Genomic DNA, 15,150 nt, shown 5'->3' on the forward strand with positions numbered 1-15,150 from the left:
AGGCCTGGACGAATGCGGGGGCGGGTCAGTTCTTCGCGGAGTCGTCAGCCGCGTCGTGGGCGGCGGCGGTGCGGGCGGAGGCGTCCTGCGGCGGACCGATCGCGGCGACGGTCGCGGCGGCGGCGAAGGCGGCTTTCATGTTCGTCTCCTGCTCCTCGAACTGGGCGGCGAGAGTTTCGCGGGTCTCCAAGCCGTAGGCGGCGGTCGGCTGCTTGACCGCGTGGTGGAACAGCCGCTCCACGAACGCGGTGCGGGCCTCGGGGCTGTCGGCGATGAACCGGCTCAGGGCGACCGCCCCGTCCAGCGGCACCTCGGCCCCCTCCGGCGACACGTACACCCCCGAGGGGTCGACCGGCTTCGTCACCGGCTCTTTCGCGTCCTTTTTGACAACTTGTTCCTCGGTGCGGTAGCGGCCGATCGCGTCGAACCGCTCCAGGCTGAAGCCCAGCGGGTTGATCGTGTTATGGCAGGCGGAGCAGGCCACGTCGGAGGTCTGGTGCGCCACCCGTTCCCGGGTCGTCAGGCCGTCGCCGAAGTCCTCCGGCAGCGGGCTGAAGGCCTCCTTGGGCGGCTTGAGGTTGCGGCCCAGCAGCTTGCGGGCGACGAACACCCCGCGGTGAATCGGGCTCGTGACCCGGTGGTGGGCGTAGCCGGCCATCAGCAGCGGATGGGTCAGCAGACCCGCCCGCCGCTCCGGCTTCACCGCCAGTTTGACGAACGTGCCGTCCTGCGGGGCCTTGCCCGGGTCGACCAGGTCGTCCTTATACAACTCCGCCAGACGGGCGTTGACGTACAGGTCCTCCGCGTTCCACAGAGATCGGAAGTCCGCGTTCTCCCCGGCGAGGGCGTCGGCGATCGTCAGCTCCAGGCTGGTCCGCAGGTCGCCCACGGCGGCGTGGTCGAAGCCCGGATACATCGTCTCGTCCTTCGCCATCTCGTGCGCCCCCTCGGGGATCAGCCATTCGGCGAAGAACTCCGTCAGTTTGACGGTCGCGCGGTAGTCCTTGCTCATCCGGTTCGCCTCCTTGGCGACGTCCTCCGGCTTGTTCAGCCAGCCCTTCTGGGCGGCCTGGTGCAGGTGGTCGTCCGGCAGGCTGTCCCACAGGAACAGGGCCAGGGCGGCGGCGCGGTCGTACCCGTCCGGCGCCTCGCCGCTGGCCGCGGCGATCGCGGCGTGCAGGTTCGGGTAGAGGAAGTGCGGGCTTTTCAGCGTCATCAACACGCACCGCTTCGTCGCTTCCTTCCAGTGACGATCGCCGTCGAAGTGGGCGTCGACGTACAGGGCCCGCTGCTCGTCGGTCAGCGGGCGGCGGAAGGCGCGTTCGGCCCACTTGGCGCAGAACTCCTTCGCTTTCTGGACCTGCTTGTCCGCGGGGTCCTTGTCGTTGATCTTCAGGTAGGTGCGGATGCCGTCGTCGGATTCCAGCAGCAGATCGGCGATCTCGAAGGCGGCCTCGCTGGTCGCCTCGTCCCAGGCGGCGCTCACGGCGGAGCCGCGCTCGTAGCCCACGCTGCGGTCGTCCGGCGGGAAGGGCGTGGAGACCAACAGCGCCGGCGGCGTCCAACCGGGCAGCAGGTTGCGGGCGGGCACGACGGCCTCGGTCCGGTGCGGCGGCGTCCAGGAGAGGCGGGCCGCGAAATCGATCTTCGGGGCGTCCGTGTTGAACTCCTTCCCGAGCCGCTTCTCCGTCCGCATCCGCAGCGGGACCGGCTGGCCGCCCAGCAGGAAGGCCTCGCACTCGTAACGGGTCTGATCGCCGCTGCGGACCCGCACGTTGACCAGGCGCGTGCCGTTCAGATCGAACTCGACCTGGTGGGAGCTCTCCACGGCGAACTTGTAGACGCCCGTCACGGGCGGCAGCAGGGCGCCCTCCCAACTGATTTCGAAGCCCTCGTCCTGCAGCTTGTCCTTGGAGGGGCCGGTTTCGTCGCCCTCGTTCGGCTTGGGCACGCCGTCGCCGAGGTCCACGTCGATAACCGGCTCGGTCCGCTTGAACGCCAGGCGCTTGTCCCACGGGCCGGTGCGGGCGCGATACTGCGCCGCCAAGCCGTGCGGGGCGTCGGCCGGCAGATCGCGGTGACCGGCGAACGTCGCCCCCAGCGCCGCGATCGAGCGGCGGTACTGGCTGCCGGTCAGACGGCTCAGTTCGACCCGCGGGGGGGCGTTCCGCAGCTGCGCGTTGCGGGAATAGAAGGCGTCGTAGGCGAACGCGGCGACCGCGGCGGCGTCCTCGCCCACGACCGACCCGGGGTCTTCCTCGGGCATCGTGCGGGCGATGAGGTCCGCCAACTGATCGACGGACAGGTCGCCGTGCAGCGGGGATTCATACAGGAACTCCACCCCTTCGCCCTTGGCGCCGTGGCACTCGGCGCACACGCGGGCGAACAGTTCCGCGCCGCGTTCGGCCTCGGCCTCGGCCGCGACCGACGGACCGGCCGCGAGCAGTGCCGCGAAGGCACAGGCGAGAGCGACGGCCGTCCGGGAGGGACGGATCGAAACGGGCAAGTGCATGTTGTGGGGCGGGAGGATCCGGGAACGGACCGCGGTTCGGGCGGGCGGACCGGCACGCCGGCGGGGGCGTGGACCGGGTTGCGCCGCGGGGAGGGCGGGGGCTCAACAGTCCCTTCAAAGCGAGGTAACCGTAAAGCGTCGCCGACCCGGACGGTCTATTTTACCCCATCGGCGGAGTTTCCGCCAAGCGTTTTCCGATCCGTCCGCGGCCGCACGACCGGATCGGGCCCGGCCCGAGTGGCCGTTCCAGCCGTTCGGACCGGGCCCGGTCCCATGGATCATGGCGATTGGGGGGCTTGCCTCGTCCTGTCGCCCCCGACGCTTACCACCGCAGTTCGGCGCCGCCGGTGCCGGCGTGACTCAGAGAGTCTTCGCCCAGCAGCAGGTCGTAGTGGGCGTAGAGGCGAACGTGCCGGCCCAGCAGGCCGGTCAGGCCGCCGCCGAAGACCCACTGGTTCGTCCCGTCCTCGCCGACCGTCGTGAAGGCGGGCAGGGTGGGGGCGGCGGCGAACCGGATCGGGGCGGGGCTGTCGGAGCCGGCGACTTCGCCGAACCACCAGGCCCGCAGTTCCGGGATCACCGCGAACCCGCCCGGATCGCCCAGCGTCTTCGCCGCCCGGGCGCCGAGCTGCACCCGCAGGCTGTCGGCCGAGGCGTCGCCGTAGAGCAGGTCCGCGGCGCCCAGGCCGGTCTCCCGGTAGCCGTCGCGGGAGGAGCTGACGTACTGCACGCCGGCCAGCGGTTGCAGGTCGATCCACTCGATCGGCAGCAGGTAGCCGCTCTCGGCGGCGAGGGTCACGCTGGAGCCGTCGGTTTCGCCGTCGGCGACGAAGGCCTGCCCGCCGGCCCGCAGGGTGCGCGTCGTCTCGTAGCCGTCCCCGCCGTAGACCGCCGCGGCCGCCGCGTGCCACCGGCCCGCGGTTTTTGTGCCGTACAGGCCGAGCTGCCAGCTGGAGACGTCGGCCTCGAACTGATCGACGCCGCCGCCGCTCTCGGCGCCGGTCCCGCCGAAGCCCCACAGCACGCCGACCCGCGTGCCGGAGGCGACCAGCCGATCGATGCCGAACACCGCCCCGCCGGTGAGGTACTCCGTCTCGTTCAGGCCGGAGCCGATCTCGCCGCCGACCACGTAGCCCTCGGCGAAACCGCCCCAGCAGAGGTCCGGCCCGCTCCGCCGCGTCCGGGCGGCCCGCCCGCCGGGGGTGAAGGACGACTTCTCAACTCCCGTTTCGGAGTCTTTGTCTCCCGCGTCGGCGGTGCGGACTCCCGGGTCGACTCCCTCCGACTCTTCGCCGTCCCCGCCGTCGCCGATGTCCGAGCCGAGGGTGAAGGTGCCGAAGCCGAACTCGTCGTCCCCGCCGGCGCCGGTGCCGGCGTCGGCGAGGGGGTCGCCGCTCTGGCCGCGGAACAGGCCGCCGCCGCCGCCGCCGGGCCGCAGGGCGCGGAACATCGTGCGGCGGACGGCGCCGGCGCCGGCGACGCTCACGCCGCCCAGGCCGCCGGAGCGGGCCGCGGTCAGGCCGTTGAGCATCGGCCGGGCGGCGTCGGCGTCGGAGAGCAGGGCGGCGGCGAACAGGTCGGCGGCGGGGCCTTCGGCGTTCGGCATGAGGGTGAACAGGGCGTCCGCGGCGGCGGCCTCGTCCGGATTGGCGAAGACCGCGGCGCCGTTCGCCACGCGGCTCAGACGCACCACCAGCGAATCCGTCCCGCCGTCGGAGACGACCGACGACGAGCCGGTCAGCGACCACGCCTTGGCCCCCGCGGACTGGGGACCCGCCGTGATCCCGCCGGCGGCGGTGAGGACCGTCAGGTCCATGAAGGAGCCGGGTTCGGCGATTTGCCGGGCCAGCGCCCGCTGGGCGGCGGCGTCGGGGGAGCCGACGTCCACCGTCACCGTGCCGCCGGACAGGTTCGCGGCGCCGCCCACCGCGACGAGGTCCGTGCCGGCGGGGGTGTGGTCGATCCGCAGCCCGCCGCCCGATTGCAGCGTGAGGTCGTCCCGCACGGAGAGCGTCTGCCCGCCCGTGCCGTCCGCCCCCGGGGCGATTTCGCCGGCGGCGTTCACGTCGCCCAGCGCCTCGCCGACGCCGATCAGCCGGCTCCCGCCGGCCAGGTTCAGGCCGGGGGCGACGGTGTCGACCCGCACGGTGGCGCCGCTCAAGGCATTCGCCGTGACGCCGGCGGCGGCGTTGAACGTGCCGGCGTCCGAGCCGAACAGGAACGTGCCGGCGCCGTCGAGCGTCAGGTCGCCCAGCAGGTCCACGTCCCCGGCCAGGGTGACGCGGGCGTCGGAGTCCAGGGTCCGCAGGCGCCCGCCGGCGGCGGCGACTTCGACGCCGTTGCCGAGCGTCACGGACCCGGCGGTCTCCAGCCGACCGCCGGCCAAGGTCAGCGGGCCGGAGCCCAGCGCCGCGGTCTGGTCCGCCCGGACGGCGCCGGCGGAGACGAGGATCCCGCCGGTCATGGAGTTCGACCGGGCCAGGATCAGGGTGCCGCTGCCGGTTTTCGTCAGCAGGCCGGCCCCGCTGAGCTGGCCCTCGACGGTGAGCAGCGCGTCGGTGCGGATCGCCCCGCCGGCGGCGCCCAGGGCGACGGCGTTTTTCAGGACGGAATCCTGACCGGCGGCCAGATCGGAGAACAGTTCGCCGCCGTCGAGCGTCACCGTGCCGGCGCCGAGGGCGGTCAGGCCGGTCACCGCCAGCGTGCCGCCGGCGACGACGGTCGACTTGTGCGTGCCGGCGGCGCCCAGCCGCAGTTCGCCGGCGCCGGTTTTGGTGAGGGTCCCGCCGGCGGTGCCGCCGGTGACGGTCCAGCGGCCGCCGGAGGTTTCGACCGTGCCGCCGTCCGCGCCCAGGGCGATCGCGCCGCCGTAGACCAGCGTGCCCTCGGTGTGGGCGGTGCGGACGGTGGCGTCGTTGAGGAACAGGTCGCCGGAGCCGAGGGCGCCGCCGGCGGCGATCACGAGTGTGGAGTCCGTGACGGAGGTGCCGCCCGCGTAGCTGTTGGCGGTGGCGAGGGTCAGTTCGCCCTCGCCGTGCACCACCAGTCCGCCGAAGCCGGACACCCCGGCGCCCAGCAGCAGGTCGTGGCCGTTCAGGTCGATGCGGCCGCCGCCGTTCAGGTCGAGTTGCCGCAGGAACGCCGGTCCGGCCTCGTGCCCGGGGCGGTCGTCCAGCACGCCGAGCAGCTTCAGTTCGGCGCCGTTGCCCAGTTGCAGGGCTCCGGTGCCGAGGGCCGCCGCGGAGTCGACCTCCAGGCGGCCGCCCAGCACGCTGGTGCCGCCGCCGTAGGTGCTCTCGCCGGTCAGCGTGACGGTGCCGGAGCCCATCTTGAGCAGCCCGGCCTGACTGGAGCCGGCCAGCGACCCGGCGAACGCGGAGCTGTAGCCCGGCCCGTCCGCGACCGCGGTTCCGCCGCCGGGGTTCGAGGGGAAGATCCCCAGCACGAGCACGTGGGAGCCAAGGTTCAGCGTGCCGTCGCCGGTCAGTTGGCCGAGGTAGGTGCTGCCGGTCAGCCGGCCGCCGGCACCGGCTTCGAGGTGCAGTCCGCGGCCGAAGCCGGTGTCCGTTCCCGCGACGACCACCCCGCTGACGACCTTCGTGAGCCGGTGCCCGTTGTGCCCGTTGAGCGTCAGTTCCGCGGCGGAGCCGCTCCCCAGATCCGCCGTGACCGTGCCGGAGCCGGTGAAGGTCGGGTTGAGGACGTGCGGGCCGGCGGCGCTCTGCCCGCCGCCGTTGGGCCGGACCAGCAGTTCGATCCCGCGGCCGCCCTGTTCGAGGTCCACCCGCACGTCTTCGCGGCCGGCGGGGATCGCGCCGTTCAGCTCAATGACCGGATCGACGTCGGGGTCCGCGAACAGCGGCACGTCGAACCGCACGCCCGTCCCGCCGGGGTACACGGCGCCCAGGGCCTCGCGGAAGCTGACGGTGGCGGCGTCGGTCGTTTCGTCATTCGAGGTGGTGACGGTCTTGCCGATCACCTGCCCGGTCTGGGCCAGGGCGGCCGGGGCGATCGCGGCCGACGCACAGCAGGCGACCGCCGCCGTGAAGCGGGGGAAGCGCGGGGCGAGGAGTCGAGCGGCAGCAGGGGGCACGGCGGGCGTCCGTTCCGGGCGTCTGGGGAACCGCGGGTCCGCCTCCGGCGGGACCTGGCGCGCCGGGAATCCGGGCGCGACGGTTCGGGTACGAACCTCATCGGCCGGCCCGCCGGGTCGGCTTGAGAGAAATCCTCCGGGCGCGAGGAAGTTTTCGAATCACCCCCGATCGCCTCAAAATCAAGGCACGCGCCGCCTCGCGGCGACGGCGAAGCGGGCGAGCTATTCGCAGCCGGCCCAGCGGAAGGCTTTGACGGTTTCGCCGGCCGCGAGGTGCGATGCGCCGGGGATCAGCGCCGCCCCGTTCGCCCCCGCGGCGCCGTGCAGATCGCCGGACCCGGCCCAGCGGACCGGCTCCGCGGCGAGGCCCTCGGGCGTCGGAGTCAGTCGAACCGGGCGGTACAGCGGCCGGTCGCCGCGGTTGGCGACGGCCTCCGTCAGCCGCGCCCTCAACCGGCGCGGCGTGCGGGACGACCGGCCCGCCAGCCGCCGCAGGGCGGGGCGCACGAACAGCTCGAACCCGGTCAGTGAACTCACCGGGTTGCCCGGCAGGCCGAAGACGGCGGTGGGTCGGCCGTCGCCGTCATGCACCCCGAACCAGAGCGGTTTGCCCGGCTTCACGTTCACCTTGTGGAAGACTTGCCGGACGCCGCAGTCCGCCAGCACGCCGGGGACGAGGTCGTAATCGCCCATGCTCACGCCGCCGGAGAGGAGGAGCACGTCGGCGGCAAGTCCTTCCCGCACCTTCGCCGTGAGGGCGGCCCGGTCGTCGCCGACGAGGCCCAGCGGGACGGGCGTCGCCCCGGCGGCCGCGAGGGCCGCCGCTAACAGGGGGCCGTTCGCGTCGCGGATCTGCCCCGGCCCGGGCGTTTGCGAGGCCGGCACCACTTCATCCCCCGTCGACAGCACCGCGACCCGCAGCCGCGGCACGACGGGGACGGGATCATAGCCGTGTTCCGCCAGCAGGCCGATCGCCGCCGGCGTTAGCGGAACGCCGGCCGCGACGAGTTCAGCCCCGACCTCCACCGCGGCACCGCGGGCCATCACCGCGGCGCCCGGCTGCGGGGGGGCCGGCGGGGAGAGCGTCACGCGGTCGCCGTCACGCCGCGAGAGTTCGACGGGAATCACCGCGTCCGCCCCGTCCGGCAGGGGGGCGCCGGTCATGATCTTCACGCACTGCCCCGGCCCGACCGTCCGCGTGGGCACGGCCCCGGCGGGGACTTCTTCAATCACCGTCAGCGTGACGGGCGGCCCGCCGCAGTCGGCGGAGCGGACGGCGTAGCCGTCCATCATCGCCTTATCGAACGGGGGCGAATCGACCGTCGCCCGGGCCGGTTCCGTCAGGCAGAGCCCGAGGGCCTCCGCCAACGGCGCGGCGGTCGCCGGCCGCGGGGGGAGGGCGTCGAGGATCGCGGCGCAGGCGTCGGCGACGGAGAGCATGACGGACGCGGGTGAGCGGCGCGCCGCCTCCCGGCGACGGCGAAACGGGGAACGCGGCGGAGCCTACCGCGGCCGCCCCGTCGACGCCGGTTCGAGCGCTACTCGTCGTCGCTGATGAACTTACAGAACCGGCTCACGGAGCCGTCGCTGGTCTGTTCCTGGTAAAGGAACTGGACGTCGGCGTCATCGAACTTCTTGAAGAACTCCTCCCAGGTGATGCGGTGCAGGCCGCTGTCGGGGGTGTTGGGCTGTTCCTCGGAGGGGTCCTCGAAGTCGATCCGTAGGATGCCCGGTTGGCCGCCCTTGCCTTCGGTGTCCGCGACGGTGGCAGGGTAGCCGTCACGGCTCTCGGCCCACTGCTTGATCGTGTCGTGGTCAGTGGTGGTCTTCGATTCGTGGTCGGTGGCAGTCATCGGTGGTAATCAGCGGGTGGAAACGGCGTTGTGATACGGCGGAACGGATCAGCGAATCGCGTGCCGACCGCGGAGACTGGTCGTTCGGCGACCGCCCGGCCGTCCAGCTGGTTCTTCCCGCCCCAAAACGGGACAAGGCGTCCATGAGCGATCCCGACTGGCCGATTCGCCCGGATACCGTCTACCTGAACCACGGGTCGTTCGGCCCCACGCCGGCCCCCGTGCTGGCGGAGCGGGAGCGCTGGAGCCGGGAGCTGGCGAGCCAGCCGATGGACTTCTTCGTCCGCCGGCTGGAGGGCGAACTGGACGCCGCGACGGACGCGTTGGGCCGGTTCGTCGGGGCGGACGCGGCCGGGATCGTGCCGATCCCGAACTCCACCAGCGGCATGAACCTCGTGGCCGCCAACCTGCCGCTGGCCGCGGGGGACGAGGTGTTGCTGACCTCCCACGAATACGGCGCCGTCTTCCGCCTCTGGAAGCACTGGGCCGAGCCGGCCGGGGCGCAGGTGACGACCGCCCCGATCCGTGCGGCTCTGGACGACGCGGAGGCCGTCGCCGCGGACGTGCTCGCCGCAATCACACCTCGCACCAAGGTTCTGATCGTCTCCCACGTTGCCAGCAAATCGGCCGCCGTGCTGCCGGTGCGACGGATCTGCGAGGGGGCGAAGGCACGGGGCGTGCCGGTGGCGGTCGACGGCCCGCACGCGATCGCGGCGCTGCCGTTGGAGCGACCGGGCGAGGGGATCGCGGACCTCGGCTGTGACTGGTACGCCACCGGGTGCCACAAGTGGCTCAGCGCCCCGTTCGGCAGCGGGTTCCTGTGGGTCGCCCCGCGGCGCCGCCAGGGGTTCGAGCCGCTGGTGACGAGTTGGGGCCGCAGCCTCTCCGGCCGGCCGGCGGACTGGCGGGACGAGTTCCGCTGGCCGGGCACGCCGGACCCGGCCCCGTTCCTGGCGATCCCGGCGGCGATTCGCTTCCTGGAAGCGGCCGGGCTGGACCGCTTTCGCACCCGCTCCGCGGAGTTGGCCCGGGACGCGGTCGCCCGGCTGAACGCCCTCACCGGCCTGCCGCCCCTGCCGGACTTCGGTCTGCCGATGGCCGCGGCGACCTTGCCGGACCCGCCCGGGGGGCTGCCGAAGCGGGACGACGGCGATTCCAACGCCCTGCAACGGGCGCTGTGGGAACGCCACGGGATTGAGATCCCCGTCGTCCGCCGCGGCCCCCGCCGACAGATTCGGGTCTCCTGCCACCTCTACACAACGCCGGAGCACGTCGACCGGCTGATCGCGGCGGTGGAGGAGGAGTTGAACCGCGGCACGTGAACCGCCGACCCGTTCCTGACGTTTCTGATGACGTGACTGAACGCCCCCCAGACGACACGCCGTTCCCGGAGGGCGGTACGCCGGCGGGGCTCGCCGGGCGGGCGCCGATTGCGTTCACAGCGTTCTGGACGCTCGTTTGGGCGTTCGGCCTGGGCGCGTTCGCGGTCGCCCTGCTGCCGGATTACTGGCTGGCCGTCCGCAGCCTCGGGTTCGCCTCGTCGCCGGGACGGGTGATCGCCTGCCGGGTGCAGACCCACCCGGTCGTCGAAGGCAAGCCGACGTACTCGCTGGACCTCTCCTACGCTTACCGGGCGGGCGGACGGGAGTACGTCGGCGTCCGGTACGACGCGAACTCCACACGAAGCGACAACCTGGATTGGTACCGCCGCACGGCCGCGACGCTGCGGCCGGGCGCCGCCGTGACCGTGCGGTACGACCGGGCCGACCCGGAGGAAAGCCTGCTGGTCCCCGGAATGACGGGCGGGCACCTGTTCAAGGCGCTGTTCGCCGTGCCGTTCGCGGCGTTTCTGGCGGGGGCCGGCCGGTTCCTCGGGCTTCAGATCAAGCGGCGTCGAGCCGCGACGGCGGACGCGGGGCTGCCGCGGGCGGTTGCGGACGGGCGACTGCTCCGGATGCCGCTGGTCCCGTACTCGCCGTTCGTCGCCGGGGCGATCGGGGCGGGGGGCGTCGCCTTCATCGGGGTCGTCGCGATTTCCCTCGGGTTCGGATCCCGGCCGCCGCTCTGGGCTCCGGCGGCGGCGCTGCTGATCGCGGCGGTCGCGGCCGTCGAGGCCTCCGCCCGGGTGGCGCGGCGGCGGGCGGCGGGGGCGTACGATCTGGTCGTCGACCCGGACCGGGAACTGATCGCCCTGCCGCTGAGCCTCGGCCGCCGCAAGCGGCTGGCAATTCCCTTCGCCGGGGTGCAGCGGGTGGGGATTGACGAGAAGGAGGACTCCGAGGGCTCCACCTACGCCGCCGCCGTGTTCCTCACGGAGCAGGCCGCCGCGGATCTCGGGGTGAAGCCGACGCAGGCGCTCACGGTCCACTTCGGGCCGTCGCCGCGGTGCCCGACGCGGGACGGGCTGGTCCGTTGGCTGCGGGAACAACTCGGGCAGGCCGAGGGCGACGCGGCGGAGTGAGGGCGACGGCGGGCGGCCCTTGCCGAACCGGGGGCGGGGGGCGACAGTCCCGTCCGCCTCCCTGGCCGTCCCTCCGGACCGGTCGCTCGGGGGGCTGACGCCCCCCCTCGCCGATCGTCCATGTCGCTGCTGTCCCTCGAAGACGTCACCTTCTCCCACGGGGACGCCCCGCTGTTGGACGGGGTCACGCTGCGGCTCGAACCGGGGCAGCGGATGGCGTTGGTCGGCCGGAACGGGGCCGGCAAGAGCACGCTGCTGAAGCTCGCCGCCGGCGACCTCGTGCCGGACGGCGGCGCCGTGCAGATGCCCAAGGGCCGCATCCTCACCCGGCTGGAGCAGGAAGTGCCCGCCGGCACCGGCGGCACGGTGCGGGAGATCGTCGCCGGCGGCGCCCTCAAGGCCGCCGCCCAGAAGGAGGAACCGCCGGAGGATTGGGAGATCGACGTCGCCGTCGACCGCGTGATCGGGGAACTGGACCTCGACCCGGACGAGCAGTTCGCCGACCTCTCCGCCGGCCGGAAGCGCCGGGCGCTGCTGGCCCGGGCGCTGGCCCCGGACCCGGACGTGCTGCTGCTCGACGAACCGACGAACCACCTGGACGTGGAGTCGATCGCCGCCGTCGAGAAGCTGGCGGGCAGCCTGCGGGGCGCCGTGCTGTTCGTCACCCACGACCGGGCCTTCCTGAAGCGGGTGGCGAACCGCATCGGCGAGTTGGACCGCGGCGGGCTGAGCGCCTGGGAGTGCGATTACGACACCTTCCTCGCCCGCCGGGCCGCCCAGTTGGAGGAGGAGGAGGCCCGGGCCGCGGCGTTCGACAAGGTCCTCGCCCGGGAGGAGGCCTGGATCCGTCAGGGCATCAAGGCCCGCCGCACCCGCAACGAGGGCCGCGTGCGGGCGCTGGAGGATCTCCGCCGCCAGCGGGCCGCCCGCCGCAAGAAGCTCGGCGCCGCCAACATGGTCGCCGCCGAGGCCGAGAAGAGCGGCCGGCTGGTCCTCAAGGCGGAGGGCGTAACCTACGCCTATCCCGGCGAGAACGAGCCGACGGTGAAGAGCCTCGACCTGACCCTCTCCCGCGGGGACAAGCTGGGCCTGCTCGGCCCGAACGGCTGCGGCAAGACGACCGCCCTGCGGCTCCTGCTGGGCGATCTGAAGCCGCAGTCCGGCTCCGTCCGGCACGGCACGAACCTGGAGGTGGCCTACTTCGACCAGCTGCGCGATACGCTCGACCCGGACAAAACCGTCCGCGAGAGCGTCACCGACGGGGCGGAGGAGGTGCTGGTCGGCGGGCGGAAGAAGCACGTCGTCGGCTACCTGGGCGACTTCCTGTTCACGCCGGACCGGGTCAACGTGACCGTCGGCAGCCTCTCCGGCGGGGAGCGGAACCGGTTGCTGCTCGCCCGGCTGTTCACGAAGCCGTCCAACGTGCTCGTGCTGGACGAACCGACGAACGACCTCGATCTGGAAACGCTCGAACTGCTCGAGGGCCTGCTGGTGGATTACGGCGGCACGGCGCTGCTGGTGAGCCACGACCGGGACTTCCTCGACCACGTCGCCACCAGCGTGCTGGCCTACGAGGGCGACGGCCGCTTCAAGGAGTACGACGGCGGCTACTCGGACTGGCAGCGGGCCCGCGACGCCGCGGCGGCCTCCGCCGGGTCGAAACCGTCGCCGACCGGTTCGCAGGCCCCGATCAAGGCCGCGGCCCCGGCGAACAAGCTGTCCTTCAAGGAGCGGAAGGAACTGGACGGCCTGCCGGCGAAGATGGAACAGCTCGAAACGGAGCAGGCCGCCCTGCACGCGAAGATGGCGGAGCCCGGCTTCTACCAGCAACCCGCGGACACGATCGCCGCCGCCACCGCCCGCGACGCGGCCCTCACGAAGCAGTTGGAAACGGCCTTCGCCCGCTGGGAGACGCTGGAGGAACGCGCCGGCTGAACCGGCGCCCTGAGGGACCCGAGCCTACCGCGGAACGGCCAGCGGCATCGGCGCCGGGGTGGCGGAGGGGAAGGGCGGCGGGGGCGCCCCCCCGAACTCCTGCGGGAGACCGAACTCCTGCGGGAGGCCGTAGGGCGGCGGGACCGCGTCGTTCTCGTCCCGCGCCGGCGGACGCGGCGGCGCGGGGGGCATCAGCGCCGGCCCGCCGGCCCGCGGCGCCGGGTTAAAGCCCTGCGGAGCGGACTCGAACGGCGGCGGGGGCGAATCGTATCCCGTGGCCCCCGAGCGGTAGGGCGGGGGCGTCGGCGCGGCGGCCGGGGCGGGCGCCGGGGGGGCCGCGAGTTCGTGCTCCGGCGCGATCAGCCCGGTGAAGACCGGGCCGTCGTAGGCGCTGGGGGGCAGGTCGTGGGCGCCGTCGACCGGCGTTTCCCACCGGCCGCGACGCTCCGCCCGGTCAAAGGGGCGCCGGTCCCAGGCGCAGCGGTCCTCCGCGAGGGCGGCGGCGGTGCCCAGGGGCGTCGGATGCAGCGGGGAGGCCTCCAGTTCGCTCTGGGCGAACACCGCGATGCCCGCCTCGCGGCAGTCGCCGGCGTGACAGGGGCCGATGATCTCCGGCGAGAGGAACACCAGCAGTTCGCTCTCCCGCACCTCGAAATCCTGCTGGCGGAACAACCGCCCGACCACCGGGATCGAGCCGAAGAACACCAGGCTGCTGACCGTCTTCACCTTGCTCCGCTGCCGCAGGCCGCCCAGCACCAGCGTTTCGCGGTCGCCGACGCGCACCGTGGTGGTGGCTTCGCGGGTGTCGATGATCGGGGCGTTGGAATCCGGCGTGAACCCGCTGAGCACGCTGAACTCCGGGTGCACCAGCATCGTGATCGTACGGTCCGGGGAGATGTGCGGCGTCACTTCCAGCCGCACGCCCGCCTCGCGGAAGGAGGTCGTCCCGATTGCCCCGCCCAGGGCGCTCTGGGTGAGCTCCTGGTACGGCACCTCGGTGACGATCTTGATATCCGCCCGCTCGTGGTTCAGCACGACGACGTTCGGGTCGGCCAGCAGCCGGCTGTCGGAGCTTTCGTTCAGGCAGCGCAGCGTGCTGGTAAGGTCCAGGTGCTCGCTGACCGTGTTGAACGCGGCGAGTCCGCCGGCGGCGGTCGGGCTGACCGCCCCCGCCGCGGTGATCCCGCTGAACGTGATCGATTGCAGCGGCGAACCGTCCGCGGCGAAGCTTCGGCCCCGCAGCCCGCCGTTCCAGTTCAAGCCGAGGTCCCGGCTGTCCTCGATCGCGCAGTCGTAGATCAGCGCCCGGATGCGAACCTGCACCCGCGGCACGTCCAGCTTCTGCACCGCGTCCCGGATGGCGGCCAAGTTGCCGGGGGTGTCCACGATCAGCAGGCGGCCCTCGTTGTCCATCGCGGAGACCCGCCCGTTCTCGCCCAGCAGCGGCACCAGCGTGGCGGCCATCGCCGTCGCCGGCACGTACAGCAGTTCCACCACGGTCGATTCCATCTGCGCCCCGGGGGCCGGCGGCCCGCCGAGACCGCGGGACATGACGGCGAGCGGCCCGCCCGGTCCGGCACTTTCGGCGACGGAGCGTTTCGCGGCGGCGGCGTCCAGCACGGCGACCTGCGCCCGGATCGCGGCCAACCGGGTCGGGTAGTCGAACGCCACCAGCGCCCGGCCGGCGGTCATCGCATGCACGCGGCCCTCGGGGGAGAGCATCTCCTCCACGATCGGCAGCAACTGGACCGGATCCACCGACGGCGTGGGAATCACCTCCGCCTCCAGCAGCGGGTTCCCGGCCCCCAGGTCCGCGATCGGCACGATCACCAGACCGTCCCCCACCGGGCGGTAGCCCAGCCCGCGGGAGAGCAGCAGCGTGTCCAGCACCTCGTGCACCGGGGCGTCGCGGAACGCCATGTCCACGGTCCCGGTCAGCTCCTGGTTGACGACCAGATTCAGCCCGGCGACCTCCCGGACGCTCATCAGGGCCTCCCGCAGCGGCACGCCCGGCAGGGTGAGGGTCACCCGGCGGTTCAACTTCTCCCGGGTCGCCTCCGTGAGCCCCGGGGCGGTGGAAGCCGCTGTCTGGGCGAAGGCCCGCGCAGTGAACGTAGGCGGGGCGAAGGCTGCGAACGCCGCCGCGAGGGCGGTGCAAACCCGGAGCGTCGCGTCGACCCGGGACACAGTGCAGACCCGCCCCGCGGCGACCGACGCGGAGCGGCGGGGGGCGGTCGTGCGGGACATCGCCGGAGGGGATCGCGGGGAGGACCGAAGGCGCCGGGGGGTCCGGTCG

General features: G+C 73.1%; 8 protein-coding genes. 3 read left to right on the forward strand and 5 right to left on the reverse strand.

Annotation, left to right across the window (positions count from 1 at the left end):
- Nucleotides 1–25 precede the first annotated feature (25 nt).
- From CA12_RS08850 to CA12_RS08865, 4 genes are all read right to left on the reverse strand, one after another.
- A complete protein-coding gene (locus CA12_RS08850) occupies nt 26–2,512 on the reverse strand; it encodes a DUF1588 domain-containing protein (RefSeq protein ID WP_145358606.1) in 2,487 nt (828 codons plus the stop codon).
- Between the two features lie 322 nt (nt 2,513–2,834).
- Nucleotides 2,835–6,605 carry an autotransporter outer membrane beta-barrel domain-containing protein gene (locus CA12_RS08855; protein ID WP_145358607.1) on the reverse strand — a complete coding sequence of 1,257 codons (3,771 nt, stop codon included), beginning with the start codon at nt 6,603–6,605 and terminating at the stop codon, nt 2,835–2,837.
- A 222-nt stretch (nt 6,606–6,827) separates the two neighbouring features.
- A complete protein-coding gene (locus CA12_RS08860) occupies nt 6,828–8,045 on the reverse strand; it encodes a molybdopterin molybdotransferase MoeA (RefSeq protein WP_145358608.1) in 1,218 nt (405 codons plus the stop codon).
- A 98-nt stretch (nt 8,046–8,143) separates the two neighbouring features.
- Entirely contained in the window at nt 8,144–8,458 is a 315-nt protein-coding gene (locus tag CA12_RS08865; RefSeq protein ID WP_145358609.1) for a hypothetical protein, read from the reverse strand.
- A gap of 143 nt (nt 8,459–8,601) precedes the next feature.
- Here CA12_RS08865 and CA12_RS08870 point away from each other — a divergent pair, with 143 nt between their 5' ends.
- From CA12_RS08870 to CA12_RS08880, 3 genes are all read left to right on the forward strand, one after another.
- Nucleotides 8,602–9,780, forward strand: coding sequence for an aminotransferase class V-fold PLP-dependent enzyme (locus CA12_RS08870; protein ID WP_145358610.1), 1,179 nt, complete (start codon nt 8,602–8,604; stop codon nt 9,778–9,780).
- Between the two features lie 32 nt (nt 9,781–9,812).
- Nucleotides 9,813–10,919, forward strand: a complete 1,107-nt coding sequence (locus CA12_RS08875) for a DUF3592 domain-containing protein (RefSeq protein ID WP_145358611.1) — start codon at nt 9,813–9,815, stop codon at nt 10,917–10,919.
- Nucleotides 10,920–11,039: 120 nt separating this feature from the next.
- Nucleotides 11,040–12,854 (forward strand): ATP-binding cassette domain-containing protein, encoded by a 1,815-nt coding sequence (locus CA12_RS08880; RefSeq protein WP_145358612.1) that lies wholly within the window; start codon nt 11,040–11,042, stop codon nt 12,852–12,854.
- Nucleotides 12,855–12,878: 24 nt separating this feature from the next.
- Here the strand turns inward: CA12_RS08880 and CA12_RS08885 are convergent, their stop codons facing one another.
- Entirely contained in the window at nt 12,879–15,101 is a 2,223-nt protein-coding gene (locus CA12_RS08885) for a secretin N-terminal domain-containing protein (RefSeq protein WP_145358613.1), read from the reverse strand.
- Between the last annotated feature and the right edge of the window lie 49 nt (nt 15,102–15,150).

The organism is Alienimonas californiensis (genome assembly GCF_007743815.1).
GTDB classification, from domain to species: Bacteria; Planctomycetota; Planctomycetia; order Planctomycetales; family Planctomycetaceae; genus Alienimonas; species Alienimonas californiensis.

Coding starts and splice junctions, on each gene's coding strand:
- CA12_RS08850 (WP_145358606.1), bottom strand. CDS start 2,512: ATGCACTTGCCCGTTTCGATCCGTCCCTCCCGGACGGCCGTCGCTCTC.
- CA12_RS08860 (WP_145358608.1), bottom strand. CDS start 8,045: ATGCTCTCCGTCGCCGACGCCTGCGCCGCGATCCTCGACGCCCTCCCC.
- CA12_RS08865 (WP_145358609.1), bottom strand. CDS start 8,458: ATGACTGCCACCGACCACGAATCGAAGACCACCACTGACCACGACACG.
- CA12_RS08870 (WP_145358610.1), top strand. CDS start 8,602: ATGAGCGATCCCGACTGGCCGATTCGCCCGGATACCGTCTACCTGAAC.
- CA12_RS08880 (WP_145358612.1), top strand. CDS start 11,040: ATGTCGCTGCTGTCCCTCGAAGACGTCACCTTCTCCCACGGGGACGCC.
- CA12_RS08885 (WP_145358613.1), bottom strand. CDS start 15,101: ATGTCCCGCACGACCGCCCCCCGCCGCTCCGCGTCGGTCGCCGCGGGG.